28 protein-coding genes and 1 tRNA gene are annotated in these 24,177 nt (G+C 71.8%); 19 read left to right on the top strand and 10 right to left on the bottom strand.

Annotated elements, in window-relative coordinates; translation table 11 throughout:
* Positions 1-35: 35 nt before the first annotated feature.
* From DJ010_RS13690 to idi, 10 genes are read left to right on the top strand one after another with little or no spacing between them, the layout of a single operon-like run.
* Positions 36-1,079 (top strand): polyprenyl synthetase family protein, encoded by a 1,044-nt coding sequence (locus DJ010_RS13690; protein ID WP_109694679.1) that lies wholly within the window; start codon positions 36-38, stop codon positions 1,077-1,079.
* Positions 1,076-1,960, top strand: coding sequence for a phytoene/squalene synthase family protein (locus tag DJ010_RS13685; protein ID WP_109694677.1), 885 nt, complete (start codon positions 1,076-1,078; stop codon positions 1,958-1,960). Before DJ010_RS13690 ends, DJ010_RS13685 begins: the two co-directional genes overlap by 4 nt.
* The gene (gene crtI / locus DJ010_RS13680; protein WP_109694675.1) at positions 1,957-3,573 is read left to right on the top strand and encodes a phytoene desaturase family protein; all 1,617 of its coding nucleotides are present in this window, start codon (positions 1,957-1,959) and stop codon (positions 3,571-3,573) included. Before DJ010_RS13685 ends, crtI begins: the two co-directional genes overlap by 4 nt.
* Positions 3,570-3,914, top strand: coding sequence for a lycopene cyclase domain-containing protein (locus tag DJ010_RS13675; protein ID WP_109694673.1), 345 nt, complete (start codon positions 3,570-3,572; stop codon positions 3,912-3,914). Before crtI ends, DJ010_RS13675 begins: the two co-directional genes overlap by 4 nt.
* A complete protein-coding gene (locus DJ010_RS13670) occupies positions 3,911-4,246 on the top strand; it encodes a lycopene cyclase domain-containing protein (RefSeq protein WP_109694671.1) in 336 nt (111 codons plus the stop codon). The genes DJ010_RS13675 and DJ010_RS13670 overlap by 4 nt, the downstream gene beginning before the upstream one ends.
* Positions 4,243-5,628 (top strand): cytochrome P450, encoded by a 1,386-nt coding sequence (locus DJ010_RS13665; RefSeq protein ID WP_109694669.1) that lies wholly within the window; start codon positions 4,243-4,245, stop codon positions 5,626-5,628. Before DJ010_RS13670 ends, DJ010_RS13665 begins: the two co-directional genes overlap by 4 nt.
* Entirely contained in the window at positions 5,625-6,782 is a 1,158-nt protein-coding gene (locus DJ010_RS13660; protein ID WP_109694667.1) for a glycosyltransferase, read from the top strand. The genes DJ010_RS13665 and DJ010_RS13660 overlap by 4 nt, the downstream gene beginning before the upstream one ends.
* On the top strand, positions 6,783-7,283 hold the full coding sequence (locus tag DJ010_RS13655; RefSeq protein WP_109694665.1) for a glycosyl-4,4'-diaponeurosporenoate acyltransferase CrtO family protein: 501 nt from the start codon (positions 6,783-6,785) through the stop codon (positions 7,281-7,283).
* Positions 7,280-8,170, top strand: a complete 891-nt coding sequence (locus DJ010_RS13650; protein WP_109694663.1) for a phosphatase PAP2 family protein — start codon at positions 7,280-7,282, stop codon at positions 8,168-8,170. Before DJ010_RS13655 ends, DJ010_RS13650 begins: the two co-directional genes overlap by 4 nt.
* Entirely contained in the window at positions 8,167-8,772 is a 606-nt protein-coding gene (idi, locus tag DJ010_RS13645) for an isopentenyl-diphosphate Delta-isomerase (protein WP_109694661.1), read from the top strand. The genes DJ010_RS13650 and idi overlap by 4 nt, the downstream gene beginning before the upstream one ends.
* On the opposite strand, the gene DJ010_RS13640 is transcribed toward idi, so the two are convergent.
* Complete coding sequence (locus DJ010_RS13640) at positions 8,767-9,051, bottom strand: MerR family transcriptional regulator (RefSeq protein WP_109694660.1); 285 nt, start codon at positions 9,049-9,051, stop codon at positions 8,767-8,769. The genes idi and DJ010_RS13640 overlap by 6 nt on opposite strands.
* A gap of 131 nt (positions 9,052-9,182) precedes the next feature.
* On the opposite strand from DJ010_RS13640, the gene DJ010_RS13635 reads away from it, so the two are divergent.
* A complete protein-coding gene (locus DJ010_RS13635) occupies positions 9,183-9,623 on the top strand; it encodes an Hsp20/alpha crystallin family protein (RefSeq protein WP_109694658.1) in 441 nt (146 codons plus the stop codon).
* 43 nt (positions 9,624-9,666) lie between these two features.
* On the opposite strand, the gene DJ010_RS13630 is transcribed toward DJ010_RS13635, so the two are convergent.
* Both DJ010_RS13630 and DJ010_RS13625 read right to left on the bottom strand, forming a co-directional pair.
* Positions 9,667-11,238: a succinic semialdehyde dehydrogenase gene (locus DJ010_RS13630; RefSeq protein ID WP_109694656.1), complete on the bottom strand. Its 1,572-nt coding sequence runs from the start codon at positions 11,236-11,238 to the stop codon at positions 9,667-9,669.
* On the bottom strand, positions 11,235-12,887 hold the full coding sequence (locus tag DJ010_RS13625) for a GMC family oxidoreductase (protein WP_109694654.1): 1,653 nt from the start codon (positions 12,885-12,887) through the stop codon (positions 11,235-11,237). The genes DJ010_RS13630 and DJ010_RS13625 overlap by 4 nt, the downstream gene beginning before the upstream one ends.
* 101 nt (positions 12,888-12,988) lie before the next feature.
* Here DJ010_RS13625 and pdxY point away from each other — a divergent pair, with 101 nt between their 5' ends.
* A complete protein-coding gene (gene pdxY, locus DJ010_RS13620; protein WP_109694653.1) occupies positions 12,989-13,858 on the top strand; it encodes a pyridoxal kinase PdxY in 870 nt (289 codons plus the stop codon).
* A 7-nt stretch (positions 13,859-13,865) separates the two neighbouring features.
* On the opposite strand, the gene DJ010_RS13615 is transcribed toward pdxY, so the two are convergent.
* Both DJ010_RS13615 and DJ010_RS13610 read right to left on the bottom strand, forming a co-directional pair.
* On the bottom strand, positions 13,866-14,276 hold the full coding sequence (locus DJ010_RS13615; protein WP_109694651.1) for an STAS domain-containing protein: 411 nt from the start codon (positions 14,274-14,276) through the stop codon (positions 13,866-13,868).
* Between the two features lie 84 nt (positions 14,277-14,360).
* Positions 14,361-15,125, bottom strand: coding sequence for a GAF and ANTAR domain-containing protein (locus tag DJ010_RS13610; RefSeq protein ID WP_109694649.1), 765 nt, complete (start codon positions 15,123-15,125; stop codon positions 14,361-14,363).
* Positions 15,126-15,297: 172 nt separating this feature from the next.
* Here DJ010_RS13610 and DJ010_RS13605 point away from each other — a divergent pair.
* The 6 genes from DJ010_RS13605 to DJ010_RS13580 all read left to right on the top strand — a co-directional run bounded on the left by DJ010_RS13605 (position 15,298) and on the right by DJ010_RS13580 (position 19,241).
* A tRNA-Thr gene (locus DJ010_RS13605) sits at positions 15,298-15,371 on the top strand.
* Positions 15,372-15,409: 38 nt separating this feature from the next.
* Positions 15,410-15,814 (top strand): HNH endonuclease, encoded by a 405-nt coding sequence (locus tag DJ010_RS13600; RefSeq protein WP_109694647.1) that lies wholly within the window; start codon positions 15,410-15,412, stop codon positions 15,812-15,814.
* An 85-nt stretch (positions 15,815-15,899) separates the two neighbouring features.
* Complete coding sequence (soxR, locus tag DJ010_RS13595; protein WP_109694644.1) at positions 15,900-16,334, top strand: redox-sensitive transcriptional activator SoxR; 435 nt, start codon at positions 15,900-15,902, stop codon at positions 16,332-16,334.
* An 18-nt stretch (positions 16,335-16,352) separates the two neighbouring features.
* A complete protein-coding gene (locus tag DJ010_RS13590) occupies positions 16,353-17,570 on the top strand; it encodes a DUF4032 domain-containing protein (protein ID WP_109694642.1) in 1,218 nt (405 codons plus the stop codon).
* An 11-nt stretch (positions 17,571-17,581) separates the two neighbouring features.
* The gene (locus DJ010_RS13585; protein ID WP_170124649.1) at positions 17,582-18,682 is read left to right on the top strand and encodes an ATP-dependent DNA ligase; all 1,101 of its coding nucleotides are present in this window, start codon (positions 17,582-17,584) and stop codon (positions 18,680-18,682) included.
* Between the two features lie 10 nt (positions 18,683-18,692).
* On the top strand, positions 18,693-19,241 hold the full coding sequence (locus DJ010_RS13580) for a hypothetical protein (protein WP_109694641.1): 549 nt from the start codon (positions 18,693-18,695) through the stop codon (positions 19,239-19,241).
* Positions 19,242-19,382: 141 nt separating this feature from the next.
* Here DJ010_RS13580 and DJ010_RS13575 read toward each other — a convergent pair whose 3' ends face one another.
* Together DJ010_RS13575 and DJ010_RS13570 are read right to left on the bottom strand one after the other, a co-directional pair.
* Entirely contained in the window at positions 19,383-19,928 is a 546-nt protein-coding gene (locus DJ010_RS13575; protein ID WP_245927550.1) for a mycothiol transferase, read from the bottom strand.
* Positions 19,921-21,012: a DNA polymerase domain-containing protein gene (locus tag DJ010_RS13570; RefSeq protein WP_109694639.1), complete on the bottom strand. Its 1,092-nt coding sequence runs from the start codon at positions 21,010-21,012 to the stop codon at positions 19,921-19,923. Before DJ010_RS13570 ends, DJ010_RS13575 begins: the two co-directional genes overlap by 8 nt.
* Before the next feature lie 74 nt (positions 21,013-21,086).
* Between DJ010_RS13570 and DJ010_RS13565 the strand changes: the two genes are divergently transcribed.
* Positions 21,087-22,079 carry a hypothetical protein gene (locus DJ010_RS13565; RefSeq protein WP_146207352.1) on the top strand — a complete coding sequence of 331 codons (993 nt, stop codon included), beginning with the start codon at positions 21,087-21,089 and terminating at the stop codon, positions 22,077-22,079.
* 14 nt (positions 22,080-22,093) lie between these two features.
* Here the strand turns inward: DJ010_RS13565 and DJ010_RS13560 are convergent, their stop codons facing one another.
* The 3 genes from DJ010_RS13560 to hemQ form a co-directional block, all read right to left on the bottom strand.
* Positions 22,094-22,801, bottom strand: a complete 708-nt coding sequence (locus DJ010_RS13560; RefSeq protein WP_109694635.1) for a hypothetical protein — start codon at positions 22,799-22,801, stop codon at positions 22,094-22,096.
* A 70-nt stretch (positions 22,802-22,871) separates the two neighbouring features.
* Positions 22,872-23,276 (bottom strand): peptide-methionine (R)-S-oxide reductase MsrB, encoded by a 405-nt coding sequence (gene msrB, locus DJ010_RS13555; protein WP_109694633.1) that lies wholly within the window; start codon positions 23,274-23,276, stop codon positions 22,872-22,874.
* A gap of 162 nt (positions 23,277-23,438) precedes the next feature.
* Entirely contained in the window at positions 23,439-24,164 is a 726-nt protein-coding gene (gene hemQ, locus DJ010_RS13550; RefSeq protein ID WP_109694631.1) for a hydrogen peroxide-dependent heme synthase, read from the bottom strand.
* Positions 24,165-24,177: the final 13 nt, after the last annotated feature.

The following is a 24,177-nucleotide window of genomic DNA, read 5'->3' as shown; positions in this document are numbered from 1 at the left end:
CAACGACACCGCGGCGAAGCGGAGAGGACCGACCGATGACCGCACGCACCACCGACGAAGCCCTGCACCACCTGCTCGACGACGGCCGGGCCCGCGCCGCGTTGATCGACCCGGAGCACGCCCGCCTGTGGGACGCGCTCTGCCTCGCCACCGAGGGCGGCAAGAGGTTCCGGCCGGCCCTCGTCGTCGCGACCCACGACGCGCTGGGCGGCAACCGCCCCGCCGCGGCCGCGGAGGTCGGAGCCGCCATCGAGCTGCTGCACACCGCGTTCGTCATCCACGACGACGTGATCGACGGCGACCACGTGCGCCGCGGGCGCCTCAACGTCAGCGGCACCTTCCGAGAGCAGGCGACCGGCGCCGGCGCCGGCGATGCTGCGGCGGAGGAGTACGGCGCCGCGGCCGCCATCCTCGCCGGCGACCTCGCTCTCGCCGCCGCGGTCCGCGCCGTGGCCACCTGCGGGGCGCCGGTCCCTGTCGTGCGCCGACTGCTCGACCTGCTCGACGGCGCGCTGCACACCACGGCTGCCGGCGAGCTGGCCGACGTGCGCCTGTCGCTGGGGCTCGCCCCCGCCTCGCTGGCCGAGAGCCTCACCATGGCCGAGCAGAAGACCAGTGCCTACTCCTTCTCCCTCCCGCTCCAGGCGGGCGCAGTGCTTGCCGGGGCGGACGACGGCACGACCCATCGCCTGGAGGAGGCCGGCCGGGCGATGGGGATCGCCTTCCAGCTGGCCGACGACCTCATCGGCGTCTTCGGCGACCCGGCGCGCTCCGGCAAGAGCACCACGGGCGACCTCCGCACCGGCAAGCAGACACCGCTGATGGCGCACGCCCGATCGACGCCCGAGTGGGAGCGGATCCAGACGTTCCTGGGACGCGACCTGGCGGAGGCGGAGCTCGCCGAGGTCCGGCGGCTGCTCGCCACGTCCGGCTCGCGCCGGTTCGTCGAGGAGCTGGTGGAGCAGCACCTGGTGGCGAGCCGCCGGGTCCTCGACGAGCTCGGGATCGCGATCGACGTCCTCACTGCCCAGGCCGGCCGGTCGGCGGTCCCTGCCGACGGACGCGAGGCCGCAGCATGAGCTTCTTCCTCCGCCACGCGCCCGGACGGACCCTCTACGACACCGTGGCGGAGGACAGCGCGGCCGTCGTCATCCGCGAGTACTCGAGCTCCTTCGGGCTCGCTTCCCGGTTGCTCGCCGAGCCGGTGAGGACGCAGGTACGCAACGTCTACGCACTGGTGCGCGTCGCGGACGAGGTGGTCGACAACCCCGATCCCACCCTGGAGCGGGAGACCCGGGCGACCATGCTGACCTGGCTCGAGCAGGACGTGCGGCACGCCCTGGACGCCGGCTACAGCGGCAACCTCGTCGTGCACGCCTTCGCCCGGACCGCCTCGGCGGTCGGCATCGGCGAGGACGTCGTCGCGCCGTTCTTCGCGTCCATGCGGATGGACCTCGACACGACCGCCCACACCCCCGAGACCTTCGACCGCTACGTCTACGGCTCGGCGGAGGTGGTCGGCCTGATGTGCCTGCGCACGTTCCTCGCCGCGCCGGACGGCCCAGCCGACCGGGAGACGGCCTACGAGCGCCTCGCCCCCGGGGCGCGCCACCTCGGCGCCGCGTTCCAGAAGCTCAACTTCCTGCGCGACCTGGCCGAGGACCACGACGTGCTGCGGCGGGACTACTTCCCCGGACTGGACGTCGACGGTTTCTGCGACGCCGACCGCGACCGGATCCTCGACGACATCGACGGCGACCTCCACGCCGCGGCGGAGGTCGTCGAGGACCTGCCGTCGAGCAGTCGCCGCGCGGTCCGCGCCGCCCACGCGACCTTCGCCGAGCTGGCGTCCCGGCTCCGCGCGACCCCGGCCGGAGAGATCCGCCGCCGGCGCGTCCGGGTGCCTGCCGCGGTCAAGCTGCGGCTCGCCGCCGGCGCGATCCACGGAGGCCGGTCGTGACGTCGAGGCTCGCCGAACGGCTCGTCGGCCGACCGGCGACCGCGGACGCGGCCGCGCGTCGCGTCGTCGTCATCGGCGGCGGCATCGCCGGGCTGGCGACGGCCGCCCTGCTGGCCTCCCGGGGCCACAGCGTCGACCTGCTCGAGCAGAACGACGAGCTCGGCGGACGCGTGGGCTGCGTGGAGCGCGAAGGGTTCCGCTTCGACACCGGCGCGTCGTGGTACCTGATGCCCGAGGTCTTCGACCACTTCTTCTCGCTGCTCGGCACCAGCACGGACGCCGAGCTGGACCTGACCGCGCTCGACCCGAGCTACCGCGTCTACTTCGAGGAGCACGCCGAGCCTGTCGACGTCCGCCCCGACCGTGCGCACAACCGGGCACTCTTCGAGAGCCTGGAACCCGGCGCGGGCGCGAGGTTCGACGACTACCTGCGCTCGGCCGAGGACTCCTACGACATGGCTCTTCGGCGATTCCTCTACACGAGCTTCGACTCGCCGACGGCGCTGCTCCACCCCGACGTCGTACGACGGACGCCCAAGCTCGGCCGGCTGCTGACGCGATCCTTGGAGAGCCACGTCGCAGCGACGTTCTCCGACCGACGGATCCAGCAGGTCCTGGGATATCCCGCCGTCTTCCTCGGCTCGTCACCGAGCCGGGCCCCCAGCCTCTACCACCTGATGAGCCGGCTCGACCTCGGGGACCGGGTGCTCTACCCGCAGGGCGGCTTCGCCCGGCTGATCGAGGTGATCGCCGACGTCGCCCGACGACACGGGGCGCGCCTGCACACCGGCACCGCGGTCACGTCGATCACGACGCGTCCCGGCTCCCGCGGCAGGAGGGCGGTCGCGACCGGGGTGGAGCACCGGGACCGGGACGGTCGCGTCACCACGACGGCCGCCGATGTGGTCGTCGGCGCCGCGGACCTGCACCACATCGAGACACAGCTGCTGCCCTGGGAGCTGCAGACCCATCCCGAGGGCGCGTGGACCCGCCGGTCCCCGGGGCCGGGCGCGGTGCTGGCGATGCTCGGTGTCGAGGGACGGCTCCCCGAGCTGGCCCACCACACCCTCTTCTTCACCTCCGACTGGGCGCGGAACTTCGGCGACATCTTCGGCCCCGACACGCGGGTGCCGGACCCCGCCTCCATCTACGTCTGCAAGCCGTCGGAGACCGACGCCACGGTCGCGCCCGCGGGGCACGAGAACCTGTTCGTCCTGGTGCCGGTGCCCGCCGACACCGCGATCGGGCACGGTGGCGACGACGGGCAGGGTTCGCCGGAGGTGGAGCGGGCCGCCGACGCCGCGATCGACCAGGTGGCCTCGTGGGCCGGCGTCCCCGACCTGCGGAGCCGGATCCGGGTACGGCACACCGTCGGGCCCGAGGACTTCGCCACCCGCTACAACTCCTGGCGCGGTGGCGCGCTCGGCCTCGAGCACACGCTCCGCCAGAGCGCGTTCTTCCGGCCCGGCAACGCCTCGGCCAAGGTCGAGGGCCTTCTCTACGCGGGCGCGAGCACGGTGCCGGGCGTGGGCCTCCCCATGTGCCTGATCAGCGCCGAGCTCGTCCTCAAGCGGCTCAGCGGTGACCGGTCCGCGTTCCCGGTGCCCGGATGAGCGCGCCGCACTGGTCGTACGTCGCGATGCTGGCCTTCTGCCTCGCCGGCACGCTTCCCCTGGTGCCGGCGTTCCGGCTGCGGGTGCTCCGTCAGCCCCGTCGGCTGGTCCTCACGGTCCTCCTGGCCGGCTCGCCGTTCCTCCTGTGGGACCTCTACGCGACCGGTGCCGGGCACTGGTGGTTCGACGACGCCCAGACCCTGCCGTGGCGTCTCGGGGGTCTGCCGCTGGAGGAGATCGGGTTCTTCGTCGTCATCCCCGTCGTCTCCGTGCTGACGCTCGAGGCGGTCCGGGTGGTCCGGCGGTCCGGGTTCAGGCGCGACGCCGAGGTGGACCGGTGACCTACACAGCGCTCGCGGTGATCGGGGTGCTCGCCGCCCTCGTCGTCGACCGCTGGGTCGCCCGCACCCAGTTGACCAGCTCCAGGGACTGGTGGTCGGCGTACGCCATCATCGTGTTCTTCCAGCTGCTCACCAACGGCTGGCTGACCGGCCGCGGGATCGTCCGCTACGACGGCGGGAGCATCGTCGGCTCCGGGAGCACCACGTTCCTGGGGGACGGCCGGATCGTCTACGCGCCGGTCGAGGACCTGGCTTTCGGCTTCGGGCTGGTCCTGACCACGTGCGTCGTGTGGACCTGGCTCGGTCGCCGCGCCGGGGAGGACCCGGCGTGACCGTCAGCGACCGCTTCCAGGCGATGAGGCCGATGGAGATCGGCGTCCCCGGTCCGACACCCGGCGACATGGCCCGCGCGTTCCGCTCCATCCGTCGCGACCCGTTGTCGTACCTCGTCGACGTCCAGCAGGAGTACGGCGACCTGGTCGCCTTCCCGGTGCCCGGCACGCCGGCGCTGCTGCTCAACGACCCCGCCGACGTGCGCCACGTGCTGCAGACCGGCGCCCGGCACTGGAGCAAGCGGACCGTTCAGTACGCCGCGCTCGGCCGCGTCACCGGACCCGGCCTGCTGGCGTCCGCGGAGCCCAGCTGGATGCAGCACCGGCGCGCAGCGGCGCCGGCCTTCCACCACGAGCGGCTCGCGGTCGTGAGCACCCAGGTGCACGCGGCGGCGGACGAAGCGATCCGGTCCGCCGTGCCAGGGGGACCGGCACCCGCCGGCTCCGTCGTCGACGTCTCCTCGCTGATGCACCGGATCGCCCTCGACGCGGTCGGGCGGGCACTGTTCTCCGCCGACCTGACCGGGCACGCCCGCGACCTGTTGCGCGCCACGAGCAGGGCAGCCGAGCTGGTGGTCCGCCTGGGCCGGTCGATCCTGCCGACGGCGGAGTGGGCGCCCACGGTGCTGAACCTCCGGTTGCGCACCACCCGGCGCCGTCTCGACGTGATCACCTCCGAGCTCATCGCCCAACGGCGGGCGCGTGGGCCGGCGCTGCCCGGAGAGCACGGCGACGACCTGCTCGGCCTTCTCCTGGACAGCGGCCTCCCCGACCAGGAGATCCGCGACGAGCTCGTCACCATGGTCATCGCCGGCCACGAGACGGTGGCCGCCAGCCTCACCTGGACGCTGATGTTGCTCGCCGAGCACCCGCAGGTGCAGGACCGGGTGCGCGCCGAGCTGGCCTCGCTGGGCAGGCCGGCGACGTTGCTCGACCACCGGGCCCAGCTGCCGTGGACGCGGGCAGTCATCGACGAGGCGCTGCGCCTCTACCCGCCTGCTTGGGTGGTGTCGCGACGCGCCGAGCAGGCCGACGTCCTCGGGGGCGTCGCCGTCCCGGCCGGGACGCTCGCCATCATCAGCCCCTGGCTCGTCCACCGGCGACCGGTCACGTGGTCCGAGCCCGCTTCGTTCCGCCCGGACCGGTTCCTCGACGCCGACGCGGGGCGCCACGCGTACCTCCCCTTCGGCCAGGGCCCGCGCCTGTGCATCGGGCGCGCCTTCGCGCTCGGCGAGATGACGGTCGTCCTCGGTCGGCTGCTCGAGAGCCACCGGGTCGGGTTGCCGACGGGCTGGCAACGCCCGGAGCCCCGGGCACAGGTAGCGGTCCACCCGCAGGGCGGCATGCCCCTGATCCTCACCCCGCGGACCGGGACGCCATGACCACGTCCGTGCTCGCCGTCGTCCTGCTCCTGGCCGCGGCCGGCGGGCAGTGGCTGGTCCGGGGCCTGCGCCGGGTCCCGGACGCGGCGCAGCGGTCGTCGGGCAGCGCATCGTCCGTGTCGGTGGTCGTCCCGGCGCGCGACGAGGAGCGCACCCTGCCCGGCCTCCTCGGGTCGCTCCGCGACCTCACCGTCCCCGTCGCCGAGGTGATCGTGGTGGACGACGGGTCCCGCGACCGCACGGCGGCGGTCGCACGAGCCGCCGGTGCCAGGGTGCTGCCGGCGGCAGCTCCCCCGCCGGGCTGGACCGGGAAGGCCTGGGCCTGTCACCGCGGGGCGGAGGAAGCCGTCGGCGACCTGCTGCTCTTCCTCGACGCCGACACCGTCCTGTCGACGCCCGACGCCCTCGCCGGCCTGCTCGACCTCCGCGACCGCGACGGCGGGCTGGTGTCCGTCCAGCCATACCACCGGACCCAGCGTCCCCACGAGCAGCTGTCCGCCTACTTCAACGTGGTGGCGGTGATGGCCAGTGGTGCGTTCGGCCGCCGCGTCCCCTCGCGCCCGATGGCGTTCGGTCCCTGCCTGCTGACCACGCGTGAGGACTACCGCCGCGCCGGGGGTCACGCCGCCGTCCGTGGCGAGATCCTCGACGACGTGGCGCTCGCCCGGGCCTACGCCCGCGCCGGACTCCCTGTGCGGTGCACGCTGGGAGGGAGGGCGATCTCGATGCGGAGCTACCCCGACGGGATCCGGCAGCTCGCCGCCGGGTGGACGAAGAACATCGCATCCGGCGCCTCGGCCGCCTCACCGGTCGCCGCGCTCCTGACCGTCGGGTGGGTCGCCGCCCATCACGCCGTCGCCGTCGGCGCCGCGCTGTCCGTGGTCGAGGTCGCCTCCGGCAGCGACGGCCCCGCCGCGGGTCACCCCCTCCTCTGGGCGGCGGGTTGGGCGCTGCTGGCGGTGCAGCTGCGCGCGATCCTGGGGCGCATCGGCGGCTTCCGGCGGTGGGCGTGGGCGGTGTTCCCGGTTCCCCTCCTCGCCTTCGACGCGATCTTCGCCCGTTCCGCTGTCCTGACCGTCGTGCGTCGATCGGTGCGGTGGCGCGGCCGGGACGTGGACCTGCGCAGGGCCGGTCGCTCCGGGGAGGTGGCCTGAGTGTTGCGCCTGGTCATGCCGCAGTGGCTGACGATCCTCGTGGACGTCGCGGCCTGGGGCGCCTTCCACACCATCAGCGGGTATGCGGCCTACCGCCTCGGCGACGACCGACTCGGCCGTGACGGGTGGCTGCTGCGACCGCGGGCCTTCGAGGCGCGCGGGACGTGGTACCGCCAGAGGTTGCGGATCCACCGCTGGAAGGACCGGGTGCCGGAGGCGGGCGGCTTGTTCCGCGGCGGGGTGAGCAAGCGACGACTGCCTGCCCGCGACCGCGCAGGTCTCGAGCTGTTCGTGCGCGAGACGCGCAGGGCCGAGCTGGCGCACTGGTGGTGCCTCGCCTGCGGTCCGGTGTTCATGCTGTGGAACCCGCCGCTCGCGTCCGCGCTGCTGGTGACGTACGGCGTGGCGGTCAACCTGCCCTTCGTGCTCATCCAGCGGTACAACCGGTTCCGCACCCAGGGCCTGATCGACAAGCTCGCGCTGCGGGGAGGCAGCGCATGACCGATGTCCGCAGCGAGAACACCGAGAACGCCGAGGCGGTCGACCAGCGCGGACGGACCGCGACGAGCGAGACGTCCCGGCACGGGCCGATCGCGCAGCTGCTCATCGCGTGGTCGCCGCTGAGCGCGATCCTGGTCGCGTACTGGGTCGCCCAGTGGGTCACCGCGCCGCTCGGGCGCGGGGAGGGCGCCGACGTCAACCGGGTCGGCGCGCCCCTCCACGTCCTCGGTCCGGCCCGGGCCGACGAGCGGATGTTCGGCGCGGTGCCGACCGTGTGGCTGCAGGAGCGGCTCGTCGACGGCTCCGCGCAGTGGTACGACGCCGTGGCTGCGCTGGTCTACGTCACCCACTTCGTCTCGCTGCCCGTCCTCACAGCGATCGTCTGGTTCTGCCTCCGGGAGCGGTTCCGGGAGTGGTTGGTGGCCGTCCTGTCCTTCGCGCTGGTCGGGATCGCGGGCTACGTCCTCTACCCGGCGGCGCCTCCCTGGCTGGCGTCCGAGCGCGCCGACATCGGCCGCGTCGACCGGATCTCCCACCTGGGCTGGGAGTGGCTGCAGGTCGACGCGGTCGCCCGGCTGACCGAGCTCGGTCAGCAAGGCAGCAACCCCGTCGCTGCCATGCCGTCGCTGCACGCCGGCGCGGCCCTGCTCGTCGCGTTGTTCGTCTGGCCCTCGGTCGCCGCGACCGCGCGGACCGTGCTGCTCGCGTATGCGCTCGCCATGGCGCTGACGCTGGTCTACACCGGGGAGCACTACGTGGTCGACGTGCTCGCCGGCTGGGCGCTCGCAGGTCTTGCCGTCTCCGCCGCAGTGCTCGCCCGGCGTGCCGGACGTCGATCGACCGCGCCCTCCCGTCCCTGTCCCCCCACTGATGAGGTGCTGTCATGACGACCGATCCCAGGACCCTCCCGACCGACGCCGAGAGCGTCGTCCTGCTCGACGAGGCCGGACGAGCGATCGGGCAGGCCGACAAACGCTCGGTCCACCACGCCGACACCCCGTTGCACCTGGCGTTCTCCTGCTACCTGTTCGACGGTCGGGGCCAGGTCCTCGTCACGCGGAGGGCGCTGCACAAGCAGACCTTCGCGGGGGTCTGGACCAACGCCTGCTGCGGGCACCCGGGGCCCGGCGAGGGCATCGCGGAGGCGGTTCGCCGGCGGGTCCGGCAGGAGCTCGGGACGGACGTCGTCGAGCTCCGACTGCTGCTGCCCGGGTTCCGCTACCGCGCAGAGCTGGACGGCGTCGTGGAGAACGAGATGTGCCCGGTGTTCGCAGCGACGGTCACCGAGCCGGTGGCCCCGGACGCCGACGAGGTGGCCGACGCCGTCTGGGAGCCCTGGGAGGACTTCCGCGCGGGTGTGCTCGACGGGAGCAGGGAGGTGTCCCAGTGGTGTCGCGAGCAGGTCGCGCTGCTGCCCGCGGACCCGTTGGCCGCGCCGACCGCGTCGTACGACGACCTGCCGCCGGCCGCACGCGACCAGGCCTCATGAGCCGCGCAGCCGCTCGTTCTCCTTCCGGAGCCGGGACACCTCGCCCTCGAGCTCGAGCACGCGGGCGATACCGGCGAGGTTGAGCCCCTCACCGAGCAGGTCGCGGATCCGGTGCAGCCGCTCGATGTCCGCGCGGCTGTAGAGGCGCGAGCCACCAGGCGTCCGCGCCGGCTCGACCAGCCCGCGACGCTCGTAGACCCGCAGGTTCTGGACCTGCATCGACACCAGGTCGGCGGCCACCGAGATGGCGTAGACGCCGCGCACCTGCTCCCCTGGCATCGCTACCTCCTCCGGCTGATCGACGACTCCGCGTCAGGACTTGATCTTAGAGGAATAGATGATCTATAACCGTCATTACAGGTAATCGAAACCGCCGGACGCAGGTCCGGCCTTCCACCGGAGGAGGAACCATGTTGCTGCGCACCACCGACCCGTTCCGCGACTTCGACCGCCTGGCCAGCCAGCTGCTCGGGTCCGCGGGCACGACCAACCGTCCCGCCGTCATGCCGATGGACGCCTGGCGCGAGGGTGACCGGTTCGTCATCGAGTTCGACCTGCCGGGCGTCAGCCGCGACAGCATCGACATCGACGTCGAGCGCAACGTCCTGACCGTCCGGGCCGAGCGGGTCGCCGGCAACGGCGACTGGCAGCGCCTCGCGTCCGAGCGGACCCACGGCCAGTTCAGCCGCCAGCTCGTCCTCGGCGACAACCTCGACCTGACGAAGATCGAGGCCGGCTACGACAACGGCGTGCTCCGGCTCGTCGTACCCGTCGCCGAGAAGGCCAAGCCGCGCAAGATCGAGATCGCGGGCGCCACGCCGGCGGTCGAGACGCAGGCGATCGAGGCATGATCACCCCGGGTCGGGCCCGGCGACACGCTCGCCGGGTCCGACCTCAGCGCACGCGGAGGCGACGCATCAGCTTCAGCGACTGGAGCATCTGCTTGACGTAGGCGTCGTAGTCCTGGCCCGGCCGGGCGCCGAGGACCTGCTTCTTCAGCGTCGCGACGTTCTTGACGTCGGTGTACTTCAGCAGCCCCTGGTCGCCGTGCCGCGCACCCACGCCGGAGGTCTTCACACCGCCGGACGGCGTCGCCTTCGACGCGTACGCCGTCGCCAGCGCGTCGTTGATGTTGACGTTCCCCGACTCGATGCGCGCGGCGATCGCCTCCGCGCGCGCCAGGTCGTTGCCCCAGACCGACGCGTTGAGCCCGTAGTCGGTGTCGTTGGCGAGCCGCACGGCCTCGTCGATCGACCGGTAGCGGTAGAGACCGACGACCGGGCCGAACGTCTCGGTGTGCCCGGCGAGCATGTCCTTGGTGACGCCCTCGAGCACGGTCGGCTCGAAGAAGGCCGGGCCGAGGTCCGGCCGCGCGCGGCCACCGGTCAGCACGGTCGCCCCCTTCGCGACGGCGTCCTCGACGTGCGAGGCGACCCGGTCGCGGTGGTCGGGCGAGACCAGGCTGCCGATCTCCGGCCCGAAGTCGTACGACGCGCCGATCCGCAGGCTGCTGGCCCGCTTCACGAAGGCGTCCCGCAGCTCGTCGTACCTGCTCTCGGGGAGGTAGATCCGCTCGATGTGCATGCAGATCTGCCCGGTGTTGCCGAACGCGCCGAACGTCGCGCTCTCGACCCACTCCTCCACGCCGGTGGCGTCGAGGTCGTCGAGCACGATCATCGGGTTCTTGCCGCCGAGCTCGAGGCAGCAGCCGATCAGGTTGCGGCCGGCCCGTTCCCCGATGACCCGGCCGGTCGCGGTCGAGCCGGTGAACATGATGTAGTCCGCGTTGTCGATGAGCGTCGGCCCGACGTCGGGCCCCTCACCGCAGACCACCTGGAACAGGCCCTTCGGAAGGCCGGCCTGCTCGAGCAGGCTGATGCCGAAGAGCGGGCTGAGAGCCGTCTTGTTGTCCGGCTTCACGACGACGGCGTTGCCGGCCATCAGCGCGGGGATGGCGTCGGAGAGTCCGGTCGCGAACGGGAAGTTCCACGGCGCGATGATCCCGACGACGCCCTTGGGCACATGCACCTCGGTCGAGGTGGAGACGAACGGCACCGGTCCGCCGTGCTTCTTCGGCGCCAGCACCTTCGGGGCGCGCTTGAGGTAGTGGCTGATGACCATCGGCGGGTCGCAGGTCTCCTCGACCGCCATCCGCCGGTTCTTGCCGCTCTCGGCCTGGAGCAGGTCGGCCGTGGTCAGCGCGTTGTCGACCATCAGCGTGTGCGCACGCTCGAACACCTCGAGCCGCTTCCTCAACGGCCACTGCGCCCAGAGCCGCTGCGCGGCGCGTGCCTCCTGGAAGGCCCGCTCGATGTCGGCGGGCGTCGACTGCGGCAGCTCGACCAGCACCTCGCCGGTGTAGACCTCGGTGAGCTTCCAGGTCGCGCCGGTGGAGCCGGGGACCCGAGCGACGAGGCCCTCGAGGAACTCGTCGGTGAGGGTGGCCGGACGGGTCGGGGTCGTCACGAGGGCGCTCCTCCGAGGATGATCTCGGCGGCCTTCTCGCCGATCATGTAGCACGGCGCGTTGGTGTTGCCGCCGGTGATGGACGGCATGATCGAGGCGTCGACCACGCGCAGTCCCTCGATGCCGCGGACCTGGAGCTCGGGGGTGACCACCGCCCGCTCGTCGACGCCCATCCGGCAGGTGCCGACGCCGTGGTAGACCGACGTCGCGCGGTTCTTCAGGGCGGTCCGCAGCTCCTGGCCCTTCACGGCCGGACCCGGGTGGATCTCCTCCTTGACCGCACCGCCGAAGGCGGCGGCGGCCATGATCTCGCGGGTCATCTCGGTGCCCTCGGCGAGCACGGTGACGTCGTCGGGCTCGGTGAGGTAGCCGTAGTCGATGAGCGGCGCGGTCAGCGGATCGGAGGACGCGAGCCGGAGCGTGCCCCGGCTGCGCGGGTAGATCAGCGTGGCCAGCACGGTGATCGCCGGGCGCGGGTCCACCTCGTGGCGGACCGGGGCGTCCTGGTTGGGCGTCGGGTAGGACCACGGCAGCATGTGCAGCTGGAGGTCCGGCACGTCGGTGGCGAGCGAGGTGCGGACGAAGCCGACCGACTCGAACACCGAGTTGGCGAGGAACGAGCCGCCGCGGGTCTTCTCCCGGACCAGGCCCTTGCCGAAGTAGATCGGCGTGCCGCGGTGCGTGACCGTCGGCACGTGGAACGTCAGCGCGTGGAACATGTGGTCGTGCAGGTTGTCGCCCACCGGCAGGTCGGCGACGCAGTCGATGCCGACCGAGGACAGGTGGTCGGCGTGGCCGATGCCCGACAGCATCAGCAGCTGCGGGCTGCCGACGAACCCGGCGGAGACGATGACCTCCTTGCCGGCACGGATCATCCTGCGAGTGGTGGCGACCAGCCCGGTCTTGTCGAGGTCGGCGACCTCGACGCCGGTGGCGCGGCCGTTCTCGATGACGATGCGGGTGGCCTGGACCCGGGTCTGCACCTCGAGCGTCGGCGGGTTGAGGTGGTGGACGAAGCCGCGGGCCGAGGAGTAGCGCAGTCCGCCGACGGCGTTCTGCTGCATCCGGGCGATGCCCTCCTGCTCGGCGGCGTTGTAGTCGTCGAGGACCTTCACCCCGAGGGTGTCGGCGGTGGCCTGGATGAACTGGTGGGTGGCCTCCTGCGGCGTCTTGTTGCGACCGATCTTGATCGGGCCGCCGGCGCCGCGGTAGGCGTTCTCGCCGTCCTCGAAGTCCTCGTAGCGCTTGAACGCGTCGTTGACCTCGTCAGCGCTCCAGCCGGTGTTGCCCTCGGCCGCCCAGGAGTCGTAGTTGGCGCGGTTGCCGCGCACGTAGACCATGCCGTTGACCGAGCTCGAGCCGCCGAGCACCTTGCCGCGCGGCGTCGGCATGCGACGCCCGTCGAGGCCCTCCTGCGGGACCGAGTAGAAGCCCCAGTCGTTGAGCTTCTTGATCTTCGGCTCGGCGTGCATCGGGCCGATCATCCCGGGGATCTTCGTGAGCATCTGCTCGTCGGACTTCCCGGCCTCCAGCAGGATCACGCTCGCGCCCGACTGGGCGAGGCGGGCGGCGACGATCGAGCCGGAGCTCCCCGACCCCACCACCACGTAGTCGGCTTCGTTGCTGCGCTGCGCTGCGCGCTTGGGCATCTGGGTCTCCCTGCTCGTCGCTCCACTCGGCGCGGCAACTGTAACTTGTTCTAGTTCGTTTACGAAAGTGTTTCGTATTCGTTTGGTGACAGGATCGTCGGGTGCGGATCCTGTCCATCCAGTCCTCGGTCGCCTACGGCCATGTCGGCAACTCCGCGGCGGTGTTCCCGCTGCAGCGCCTCGGCCACGAGGTGTGGCCCGTGGTGACCGTCCACTTCTCCAACCACACCGGCTACGGCGCCTGGCGCGGGCCGCTGCTCGCACCGGACGACGTGCGCGAGGTGATCGCCGGCATCGCGGACCGCGGGGTGCTCGGTACGGCGGACGCGGTCCTGTCCGGCTACCAGGGCGACCCGGCGATGGGCGCGGTGATCCTCGACGCCGTGGCGCAGGTCAAGGCGCTCAACCCGGCCGCGCGGTACTGCTGCGACCCGGTGATCGGCGACGTCGGCCGCGGCGTGTTCGTGCGCCCCGGCATCCCGGAGTTCCTGCGCGACGAGGTGGTCCCCCACGCCGACATCGTCACGCCCAACCACTTCGAGCTCGACTTCCTGACCGGTCGCACCACGACCTCGCCGGAGGAGGTGCTCGCCGCCGTGGACGAGCTGCGCGACCGCGGTCCGCGGGACGTGCTCGTCACCTCGGTCCGCTACCCGAGGGTCGCGGACGGCTCGGCCACCGACGAGGAGGAGCTCGACGTGGTCGCGGTGTCGGACGAGGGCGCGTGGGCGGTCACCACTCCCCTGCTGCCGATCGGCCCCAACGGCGGGGGCGACCTGACGGCCGCCCTCTACCTGGCCCACCTGCTCGAAACCGGCTCCCCGCAGACCGCCGTCGAGCGCACGACCAACGCGGTGTTCGCCGTACTGCAGGCGACGCTGGACGCCGGCACCCGCGAGCTCGCACTGGTCGCGGCGCAGGACGCCATCGCCGGCCCGTCCGCGCGGTTCGTGGCCCGACGCCTGCGCTGACCGTGCGTCAGCGCTGCTGGAGGCCCGCGCCGATGCCGGTCAGCCGCATCAGCCGCTCCACGCAGGTCGGCACGTGGTAGAGCAGCAGCTCCCGCCCTGAGCGGGCGAGCGCCTCGGCGCCCCGGTCGATCCCACGGAGCCCGGCCACGTCGCAGAACGTGACGCCGGTGAGGTCGAGCAGCACCAGGTCGGCGGGACAGTGGGCGACGTTCAGGGAGTCGAGCGCGTCGGTGAGCAGGTGGACCGAGTCGAGGTCGAGCTCCCCTCCGAGTCGGACGACGGGGAGGCTGGGCGTGAACCGGATGCGGACGTCGAGGAGGAACCCGGGACTCCCCGGGGTGTCGTCGCCGACGAGGTCCGGGGTGCTGCCGAGAACCAGGTCGGGAGGTCGGCGAGGCGGTGGTGAGAGGACGGACATCTGGGAAGCTCCTGGGTGGAACCCGAGTGGCGATCACTTCCGCCCGGCTGCTGACTCAACCACCTCCGACAGTACGCCTCCTTGTCAAGCGGGTGCCAGGTCGTCGGGCACGTCCCGCCCGACGCCGTCCGCGGGGCGGTGCCCGGTGAAGCGGGTCAGGAAGTCGGCAGCCACGTCCCGCAGCTTGCGGTTGTGGTTCTGGGAGTGCTGCCGCAGCAGGTCGAAGGCAGCCTGGGCGTCGCACCGCTCCTCGGCCATGAGCACGCCGATCGCCTGGTCGATGACCGAGCGCGACACGAGTGCCTGCTCCAGCTGGGCGGTGAGCCGGTGCAGGTCCTCGCGCTGGAGTGCGAGCGCCAGCGCGACCGCCGCCTGGTCCGCGAAGGACTCGAGCCGCTCGCGCTCCTCCGGCCCGAACTCCCGCGGCCGGTCGTAGCCGTAGACGTTCACCGCGCCGAGGGTGCGTCCGTCCGCCGTGCGCATCGGGATGCTGAGCGACGAGCGCAGACCGATCTCGGCCGCACGAGCGCCGTACTCGGCCCACCGCTCGTCCGCAGCCTGGTCCGCCACCTCGACCGGCGCTCCGGTCTCGATCGCCTCGAGGCACGGCCCGGACCCGTAGGCGTACTGGGCCTCGTCCAGCGCGGCGGCCCGGGGGTCGCTGGTCGCGACGCTCGTCGGGCGTCCGTCGACAACGGTGGTGATCCCGCACGAGGCGGGCGGGTCCACGACGGAACCCGCTACGACAGTGACGCCCTCGAGGAACGTCTTCATGTCGGTGGTACTGAGGAGCAAGGTCTGCAGCGACCCGATCAGCTCCGTGAGCCTGATCTCGTCGTCGTAGGTCATCGTTCCGTGGTGCTTCTTTCCGGACCCCCCGGCCGGTCCACTCGCTGGTGAGATCGGTAGTAATACCCACTTCCGGCCGAGCTGCTACCCGTTGCACCGGTCACACGGCGGCGTACTTTCGTCGTCCAGGCGTCGCGCTGACTACCATTGCCGCGCGCCCGCATGGGCCCACGCCGCGTTAGCTCAGATGGCCAGAGCGTTCGCCTTGTAAGCGAAGGGGCGTCGGTTCGAATCCGACACGCGGCTCTGAGGATTGTGTCGGAATTACTCCCTAGCGTCGGCTCATGAAGCAATGTCGCGGCTGCGGCCGCGAACTGACGAAGCGGAGCCAGAAGGTCTACTGCAGCGTCGACTGCCAGCACTCCTCCACCCGAGCAGGGAGAACCGCGGAATGGCTGAAGTCGGGCGTTGCTTCGGTCGGCAGCAAGGCGGCCCACTACGTGCGTCGGCACCTCTTGGACGAGCAGGACGGATGCTGCGCTATCTGCGGGATCGTCGAGGAGTGGAACGGGCAGCCTCTCGTCCTGATCCCCGATCACATCGACGCAGACGCTTCGAACAACCGCCGGGAGAACCTCCGCATGATCTGTCCCAACTGCGACTCGCAGCTGCCGACCTACAAGAGCAGGAACCGGGGCAAAGGACGGCACTTCCGTCGAGAGCGTTACGCCAGCGGGCAGTCGTACTGATCCCGGCCCGGTTCAACCGCCCCGGTCGCGCGAGCGGACTTCAACTTCGCTTGAACTTTGACGCCGTGGCAGGCACGATCTGCGCATGACCCTGCTGACCATCGGGCAGCTCGCGGAGCGGGCGGGCGTGGCGACGAGCGCGATCCGGTTCTACGAGGACAAGGGCCTGGTGCACTCGACCCGCACGACCGGGAACCAGCGGCGCTACGAGCAGTCGACGCTGCGGCGGGTGTCGTTCATCCGGGCGGCGCAACGGGTCGGGCTGACGCTGGAGGAGGTGGCCGAGGCGCTGTCGACGCTGCCGGACAACCGGACGCCGACGAAAGCCGACTGGCACCGGATCAGCCGGGACTGGAAGCCGCGCCTCGAGGAGCAGGTACGACGGATCCGGCTGCTCCAGCAGCGGCTCGACAGCTGCATCGGCTGCGGCTGTCTCAGCCTGAAGAGCTGTGCGCTGATGAACCCCGGCGACGTGGCCGGCGAGCAGGGCGGCAAGGGCGCGGTGCTGTTGGAGCCGTGACCGCGTAGGGTCCCGCTCATGGCGCTGCACGTGGTCGCCAGCCGGGTCGGGCCGGCCGAGAAGACGGCCCTGCTGACCCTCCCCTGGTCGACCCCGCTGGAGGACTGGACCGACGAGCACGTCGTACCCCTTCCGCGTGGGCTCTCCCGGCACGTGGTGCGCATCGTCCGCATCGGGCAGCAGACCCTCGCGGTGAAGGAGACCCAGCCGGAGATCGCGCTGCGGGAGTACCGGGTGCTGCGCGACCTGAGGCGGCTCGACCTGCCCACGGTCACCCCGAAGGCGGTCGTGACCGGCCGCACCGACGCAGCCGGGGAGGACCTGCCCGCGGTCCTGGTGACGGAGCACCTCAGCTTCTCGCTCCCCTACCGGAGCCTGTTCCGTCACGGCCTCAGCGCCGACAACCTGCCCCAGCTGGTCGACGCCCTCGTCGTCCTGCTGGTGCGGCTGCACCTGACCGGCTTCTACTGGGGCGACGTGTCGCTGTCCAACGTGCTGTTCCGTCGGAACGCGGGCGGGTTCGCGGCCTACCTCGTCGACGCCGAGACCGGGGAGCTGAAGGAGACGCTGTCCGACCGGATGCGCGAGCACGACCTCACCGTCGCCGGCGAGAACGTCTTCGCCGAGCTGCTCGACCTCCAGGCGGGCGAGGAGCTCGACCCCGGGGTCCAGGCGCACGACATCGTGGACCTCCTCGCAGAGCGGTACGACGCGCTGTGGCGCGAGCTCACCGAGGCCGAGGAGTTCGGCACCGACGAGATGTGGCGCATCGAGCAGCGGATCGAGCGGCTCAACGAGCTCGGGTTCGACGTCGACGAGCTCGACATCGTGACCGACCTCGGCGGCGACGTCGTCCGCATCCAGCCGAAGGTGGTCGAGGCCGGCCACCACTCGCGCGAGCTCCAGGCGCTGACCGGGCTCGGCGTCGAGAACGACCAGGCCCGCCGCCTCCTCAACGACCTCGCGGCCTACACCGCCCACCACGACCTCGGGCGCGAGGACCGCTCGCTCGTCGCCAACCAGTGGCTGACGACCGTCTACGAACCGTTGGTGCGGCTGATGCCCGCCGACCAGCGCGGCAAGCTCGAGCCCGCCGAGTTCTTCCACGAGGTGCTGGTGCACCGGTGGTTCCTGTCGGAGAAGGCCGGTCACGAGGTGGACATCTTCGAGTCGGCACGCGACTACGTCGCGAACGTCCTCCCGACGCGGCCCGATGAGTTGGTGACGCCGGACTAGTCTCCAGAACCGTGGACCTGCCCGTGATGCCGCCCGTCCAGCCGATGCTCGCCAAGGCGGTGAAGGGCGTGCCCGATCCGGAGAAGTTCGGAGGCCTCAGCTTCGAGCCCAAGTGGGACGGCTTCCGGTGCCTCCTGTTCAAGGACGGCGACGAGGTCGAGCTGGCCAGCCGCAACACCAAGCCGCTGACCCGCTACTTCCCCGAGCTCGTCGTCGCCGCGCGCGAGCAGCTGCCCGCACGGTGCGTGCTCGACGGCGAGATCTTCGTGGCGCTGCCCACCGACGGGCGCGACCGGCTGCAGTTCGAGGTCCTCCAGGAGCGGATCCACCCGGCCGAGAGCCGGATCACCATGCTCGCGGAGAAGACCCCCGCCAGCTATGTCGCCTTCGACCTGCTCGCGCTCGACGACGAGTCGTTCATGGACCGCCCGTTCTCCGAGCGGCGGGAGGCACTCACGGCGGCCCTGGCCGACCTGCCGCCCGACGGTACCTGCCACCTGACCCGCACCAGCACCGACCCGGCGGTCGCTGAGGAGTGGTTCCACCAGTTCGAGGGCGCGGGCCTGGACGGCGTGGTGGCGAAGCCGCTGGGCGCGCCGTACCAGCCCAACGCCCGGACCATGCTCAAGATCAAGCACGAGCGCACCGCCGACGTCGTGGTCGCGGGCATGCGCGAGCACAAGACCAGCACGCCCGAGCGGCCGCTCCTCGGCAGCCTCCTGCTCGGCATGTACGACGGCGGCGAGCTCCAGCACGTCGGCGTCAGCGCCAGCTTCACCGAGGCCCGCCGCGCCGAGCTGTGGCAGGAGATGCAGGCGCTCGTCGTACCCATCGAGGAGCACCCGTGGGGTCGCTGGCAGGAGTTCCTCGTCGCCAACCCCGGCCGCCAGCCCGGCACCCAGAGCCGGTGGAGCGCGGGCAAGGACCTCTCGTTCGTGCCGCTACGCCCGGAGCGCGTGCTCGAGGTGAAGTACGACGCGATGGAGGGACGCCGCTTCCGGCACACCGCGCACTTCAAGCGCTGGCGCGACGACCGCGACCCCGAGTCATGCGGCTACGAACAGCTCGAGCAGCCCGTTTCCTACGACCTGTCCGACGTCCTCGGCGGATAGTCTGGAGGGCATGGAGCCCGCACCCGAGAGGTACGACGTCGTCCTGCTCGTCGAGCAGCCCCTGACCGCCGCGGACGCGGCCCAGGTGCGATCCCTGCACGCCGACTTCGACGCTCAAGTCGTCTACCACGTGCTGCTCCCCCTGGTGGACGCCGCCGCGGCCGTCGAGGCGTCGCTCGGAGCGATCGGCGGAGCCGACCTGCTCGCACCCCCGATGACGCCCAGCCCCGACGAGCTGGCCGCGCTGCGCGAGGAGCAGAAGGACCAGGCCACCCACGACCTCGCCGCGACCACCGACGCCCTCCGCGCCGCCGGCGCCGAGGTCGGCAGCGCCGCCGTGGTCAGCAACCCGCCCGTCGACGCCCTCGCCGCCAAGGTGGGCGAGGTCGACGGCCGCGAGGCGATCGTCCTCACCCGCCCCCACGTCGTCGCCGAGTTCTTCCACGTCGACTGGACCTCCCGCGCCCGCCGCAAGCTCGGCGTCCCTGTCCTGCACCTGCTCGAGCACGAGACCTTCGACGAGCAGGCCGGTGGGGGTGAAGGGGTCACGGGAGTCTGACCGGGCACGCCCGCCCCCCGGCGCGCCTCAGGGTTGTCAGCCTTTCCCCTGCCTTGTCAGCCCTTGCAGAGGCTGACAACCCGTGGAATACCCGGTCGACCGGGTATTCCGCGCCCCCCGGCGGCCGACCGTCCGGCCGATTCAGTCCCCCGACCTACCCAGCTCGACGACGATGTCCAGGTGCCCGGCGTGCCGGGCGTACTCGGCCAGCACGTGGAAGCAGATCCACTCCAGGGTGGGTGGGTCGGAGGTGAACCGGCCGCCGACGGCGCCCCGCGCGTCGAGCGGGTACGACGCGAGCACCTCACGAGTGCGCTCACCGATCGCCTCGAGTCGCTCGGCGTAGGACTCGGCGGTCGCGTCCGCCGGGACCTGCCAGCGGGCGTCAGGGGTGTCCTCGCCGGGGTTGTCGACGTCCCAGTCGCCGAACGGCTCCTCGACCGGCTCGCCGAGGAAGCCCCAGACGAACCAGCGCTGCTCCATGTGCAGCGCGTGGCTGAGCAGCTCGAGCGGGGTCCAGCCCGACGGCACCCTGGCGGTGCGTTGCTGCTCGGGCGTCAGGTCGAGCACGCCGCGGATCATCTCGCCGCGGACCCAGTCGAGGTAGTCGGCCCACCGCGGGGCGCCGGCCGGACCGGTCTTGGGCGGCTCCTCGACGTTGCGCGACACCCGGTCGTCCTCAGCCACGGTCCGGCCCGATGTAGTTGCCCTCGTCGTCCCAGTGCTCGGCGACCTTCTTGCTCGGCTGCACCCGCGGCGGCTCCCCCGGCATCTTCGGGTAGTCGGGCGGGAAGTTGAGCTCCCCGCCGGGCAGCTCCTCCCACAGCTCGAGCAGCGGCTCGAGCGAGAACGCCTCGTCGTCGATGGTCGCCCACGGGTCGCCGTCGGCCATCCGGTCGGGGACGGTGAAGAGGTTGTGGTCGCGGGGGTCCTTCACCTCCGCGATCTCCTCCCACGTCATCGGCGTGGAGACCGGCGCCCCCGGGATCGGGCGCAGGGAGTACGCCGACGCGATCGTGCGGTCGCGGTTGTTCTGGTTGTAGTCGACGAAGATGCGCTCCCCCCGCTCCTCCTTCCACCAGGCCGTGGTGACCCCCTTGTCGCGCCGCTCGAGCTCGCGCCCGAACCCGATCGCGGCGTGCCGGACGTCCTCGAACGTCCACCGTGGCTCGATGCGCACGTAGATGTGGATGCCGCGGTTGCCGGACGTCTTCGGGTAGCCGCGGATCCCGAGCTCCTCGAGGGTCTCGCGCGCCACACCGGCGACGCGGACGGCGTCGGCGAACGTGGTGCCGGGCTGGGGGTCGAGGTCGATCCGCAGCTCGTCGGGGTGGTCGACGTCGTCGCGGCGCACCGGCCAGGGGTGGAAGGTGAGGGCACCCATCTGCGCGCACCACACCGGCACGGCGATCTCGGTCGGGCAGATCTCGTCGGCGGTGCGGCCGGACGGGAAGGTGATCTGCACCGACTCGAGGTAGTCGGGCGCCCCCTTCGGCACCCGCTTCTGGTAGAACGCCTCGGCGTCCTTGTCCCAGGGACCGGTGGCGAGCTTGAAGCCCTCGCGTACGCCGTTCGGCCACCGCTCCAACGCGGTCGGCCGGTCCTGCAGCGCGCGCATCAGCCCGTCGGCCACGCTGACGACGTACTCCGCCACCATCAGCTTGGTGACCTCCGGCGTCTTGTCGGTCGCCTCGTAGACCACCCTGTCGGCGCTGGAGATCCGCACGCTGCGTCCTCCGGCCTCGACCTCCGCCGCCACCGACTTCGCCATGGCATCGACCCTAACCGGCGTCGCCGACGAAAACTCGTCACAACAAACCGGCCGCACCGTGCGTCAGTGGAGACGTGAAACCGATCCTTGCTGCGGCGACCGTGCTCGCCGCCCTCACCGCCGTCCCCCTCACCTCGTCCCCGGCCGCCGCCGGCGAGCCGACCTGTCGTGGCCAGTCGGCGACCCACGTCGGCACCCTCGGAGAGGACCTCACCACCAGCCCAGGAGCGGACGTCGTCGTGACCAACGGCGCCCGTCGGGTCGAGACCAGGGACGGCGACGACGTCATCTGCGTGACCCGCGACGCGCCCCACCGGGTCACCGTGGTCCCGGGTGCCGGTGACGACCTCGTCGACAGCACGAGGTACGACGGCTGGGGGCTCCGTACCTACCTGGGAGTGCTGCACGAGACCGGCAGCTCGGGCGACGACACCTACGTCGGCGGCGACGCACCCGACCGGGTGCTCGTCTTCTCCGGCACGGCCGAGGACCACAAGGTGGTCAGCGGTGAGGGCGACGAGGACGTCCTCAAGATCGGCTCGCCGTACGCCGGCACGGTCGCCGCCGACCTCGGCCCGGGCACCGACGACTACTTCGCCAACGGGTTGCACGCGGGCGTCGACGTCGAAGGCGGACCCGGCCGGGACTTCCTCCTCACCGACTGCCCGGGCTGCACCTCGGCCGGGTTCGACCTCGGCACGGGGGCGGTGACCGTGGACGGAGCCGCGGCCGGGACCGCCGCCGGGTTCCAGTCGCTGAGCCTGTTCCGCCGCCGGTTGGAGGAGCTCACGGTGGTCGGCGATGCCGGCTTCAACTCCGTCACCGCGGTCGCCTGCACCGCGGACGTGCGCGGCAACGGCGGCGGGGACGTCCTGGTGGTGCACCCGGCGGGTTCCGCCGTCTGCGCGACGCCGTCGGCCGCCATCCGGGGCGGCCGGGGCAACGACCTGCTCAGGGGGACGCCGGGTGACGACCTCCTCGTCGGCGGGCCCGGCACCGACTCGGCGTACGGCGAGGCGGGCGTCGACGTGTGCGAGGCCGAGCGGCGCCGCGGCTGCGAGGGCTGACCGGCTGGTCGGCCTCAGCGACGGCGGTAGTCGAGCTCGACCTGGAACCTCGCTCGCTTCGTGAGCTGGGTGCCGGCCGGGATGTCGGTCTCGTTCACCCGTGTCTGGAACTGGACGAACACCAGATAGGTCCCCGGGGTGACGTTGAAGGTCGTCCCGCCGTGGCGCGACGGACGGATCTTGTCGACCACCGGGTTGCCGTTGCGGGACACCAGGATCTGCTCGATCTGACCGGCGCGGCCGCGGTCCCACTCGATGCGGACGCGCCCGTTGCGGTTGACCTTCAGGTCGGCGCCGGACTGGGTGTCGGCGAGCACGCCGAGCTTGCAGTCGAGTCCGGCGTTCGTGTCGTTGACCCGCACCAGCTGGCGGGCGGTGAACCGGACCGTGTCGAACGCGCCGTTGTCCGCGTCTGCGACCGCCGTGCTGCGGTTCTCGACCCGGCCGCGGGCGCTGACGGTGCCGCTCTCCTCGGCGCGGAAGCTCCGCTCCACCTTCGCCGCGCGCTTCCCGGTCGCCGACGTGAACGTCCGGTTCTTGTTGATCGGGCCGGGGTGGTCGGTGCAGCCGGCCTGGTTGGTCTTGCCGTAGCCGAACGAGCCGATGTTGCCGTCGACCGGAGGAGCGGCGGCGGCGGGGCTCGCGGGAAGCAGCAGTGCGCCCGCCGCAGCAACGGCGGCGAGAGCGGAGATCGCGGTGGTGCGCATCGAGATGGGGCTCATGACGACACCGTAAGTCCCTTGGCCGTCGCCCGCCTCAGGGAAATCCCGCTGACACGGGCGACCGCGACTCTCAGGCGCCGTCCGCCGGCTCGAGGGTGAGGCTGATCGAGTTGATGCAGTAGCGGTCACCGGTCGGGGTGCCGTAGCCGTCGGGGAAGACGTGGCCGAGGTGCGACCCGCAGTTGGCGCAGCGGACCTCGGTGCGCTTCATGCCGTGCGAGTCGTCCTCGAGGTATTCGATGGTGTCGCTGATCGGCTGGTAGAAGCTCGGCCAGCCGCAGCCGGAGTGGAACTTGGTGTCGGACTCGAAGAGCTTGGCCTGGCACGCCTTGCAGCGGTAGACGCCCTTGGTCTCGGTGTCGGTGTACTCGCCCTTGAACGCGCGCTCGGTGCCGGCCTGGCGGAGCACGGCGTACTCCTCGGGAGTGAGCTCGGCCTTCCACTCCTCGTCGGTCTTCTCCACGTTGTAGGTCATGCCTCGAGGCTACCCAGCGGGGGTAGGCCGCACGCCGCGGCGAGGTAAAGGTTCGCTGAGTCCTTCGCCCGTCGGACGGCATCGGGATGCGCGGTCCCGAGGTGACCTCGACCCCGAGACACGAGCACAACCCTCACCTCCGGGACGGCGGTCGGTGGCCGTTCAAGGAAGGCGGGCGAGGAGGTCGGCGACGTCGACCCGGGCTCCGGTGTAGAACGGCACCTCCTCGCGCACGTGGCGGCGGGTCTCCGACCCGCGCAGGTGCCGCATCAGGTCGACGATCCGGGTCAGGTCGTCGGCCTCGAACGCGAGGATCCACTCGTAGTCACCGAGGGCGAACGACGGCACCGTGTTGGCTCGCACGTCCGGGTAGTCGCGCGCCATCTGGCCGTGCTCGGCCAGCAGCCGGCGGCGCTCGCCGTCCTCGAGGAGGTACCACTCGTAGGAGCGGACGAAGGGGTAGACCGCGACGTAGGCGTGGGCTCGCTCGTCGGCGAGGAACGCCGGCAGGTGGCTGCGGTTGAACTCCGCCGGCCGGTGCAGGGCCATCTGCGACCAGACGGGGACGAGCCGGGCGCCGAACGCCGTACGACGGAGGCGGTGGTAGGCCTCCTGCAGCTGGTCGCTCGTCGCGGCGTGCCACCACACCATCACGTCGGCGTCGGCACGGAGCCCGGCGACGTCGTAGACGCCGCGGACGACCACGTCCTCGGCGGCGAGCTCGGCCAGCAGGGCCTCGACCTCGTCGGTCTCGCTCTTGCGGACGACGTCGTCCGGGCCGAAGGTGCGCTCGAGCCGAAAGACCGACCACATCGTGAAGCGGATCGTGTCGTTGAGCTCGTTGATCTTGGCGGCGTTGGACTTGATCTCCGCCTGCGGGTCGCTCATGCCTCCATTGTGC

The organism is Nocardioides silvaticus (genome assembly GCF_003160695.1).
Classification (GTDB): Bacteria; Actinomycetota; Actinomycetes; order Propionibacteriales; family Nocardioidaceae; genus Nocardioides; species Nocardioides silvaticus.
This window is presented reverse-complemented; position numbering and strand designations above follow the sequence as displayed.

What these genes read in the sequence shown, in the direction of transcription:
- DJ010_RS13690 (WP_109694679.1), top strand. Translation starts at nt 36, where the DNA reads ATGACCGCACGCACCACCGACGAAGCCCTGCACCACCTGCTCGACGAC.
- DJ010_RS13685 (WP_109694677.1), top strand. Translation starts at nt 1,076, where the DNA reads ATGAGCTTCTTCCTCCGCCACGCGCCCGGACGGACCCTCTACGACACC.
- DJ010_RS13675 (WP_109694673.1), top strand. Translation starts at nt 3,570, where the DNA reads ATGAGCGCGCCGCACTGGTCGTACGTCGCGATGCTGGCCTTCTGCCTC.
- DJ010_RS13660 (WP_109694667.1), top strand. Translation starts at nt 5,625, where the DNA reads ATGACCACGTCCGTGCTCGCCGTCGTCCTGCTCCTGGCCGCGGCCGGC.
- DJ010_RS13650 (WP_109694663.1), top strand. Translation starts at nt 7,280, where the DNA reads ATGACCGATGTCCGCAGCGAGAACACCGAGAACGCCGAGGCGGTCGAC.
- idi (WP_109694661.1), top strand. Translation starts at nt 8,167, where the DNA reads ATGACGACCGATCCCAGGACCCTCCCGACCGACGCCGAGAGCGTCGTC.
- DJ010_RS13640 (WP_109694660.1), bottom strand. Translation starts at nt 9,051, where the DNA reads ATGCCAGGGGAGCAGGTGCGCGGCGTCTACGCCATCTCGGTGGCCGCC.
- DJ010_RS13635 (WP_109694658.1), top strand. Translation starts at nt 9,183, where the DNA reads ATGTTGCTGCGCACCACCGACCCGTTCCGCGACTTCGACCGCCTGGCC.
- DJ010_RS13625 (WP_109694654.1), bottom strand. Translation starts at nt 12,887, where the DNA reads ATGCCCAAGCGCGCAGCGCAGCGCAGCAACGAAGCCGACTACGTGGTG.
- DJ010_RS13615 (WP_109694651.1), bottom strand. Translation starts at nt 14,276, where the DNA reads ATGTCCGTCCTCTCACCACCGCCTCGCCGACCTCCCGACCTGGTTCTC.
- DJ010_RS13610 (WP_109694649.1), bottom strand. Translation starts at nt 15,125, where the DNA reads ATGACCTACGACGACGAGATCAGGCTCACGGAGCTGATCGGGTCGCTG.
- DJ010_RS13600 (WP_109694647.1), top strand. Translation starts at nt 15,410, where the DNA reads ATGAAGCAATGTCGCGGCTGCGGCCGCGAACTGACGAAGCGGAGCCAG.
- soxR (WP_109694644.1), top strand. Translation starts at nt 15,900, where the DNA reads ATGACCCTGCTGACCATCGGGCAGCTCGCGGAGCGGGCGGGCGTGGCG.
- DJ010_RS13590 (WP_109694642.1), top strand. Translation starts at nt 16,353, where the DNA reads ATGGCGCTGCACGTGGTCGCCAGCCGGGTCGGGCCGGCCGAGAAGACG.
- DJ010_RS13580 (WP_109694641.1), top strand. Translation starts at nt 18,693, where the DNA reads ATGGAGCCCGCACCCGAGAGGTACGACGTCGTCCTGCTCGTCGAGCAG.
- DJ010_RS13570 (WP_109694639.1), bottom strand. Translation starts at nt 21,012, where the DNA reads ATGGCGAAGTCGGTGGCGGCGGAGGTCGAGGCCGGAGGACGCAGCGTG.
- DJ010_RS13560 (WP_109694635.1), bottom strand. Translation starts at nt 22,801, where the DNA reads ATGAGCCCCATCTCGATGCGCACCACCGCGATCTCCGCTCTCGCCGCC.
- msrB (WP_109694633.1), bottom strand. Translation starts at nt 23,276, where the DNA reads ATGACCTACAACGTGGAGAAGACCGACGAGGAGTGGAAGGCCGAGCTC.
- hemQ (WP_109694631.1), bottom strand. Translation starts at nt 24,164, where the DNA reads ATGAGCGACCCGCAGGCGGAGATCAAGTCCAACGCCGCCAAGATCAAC.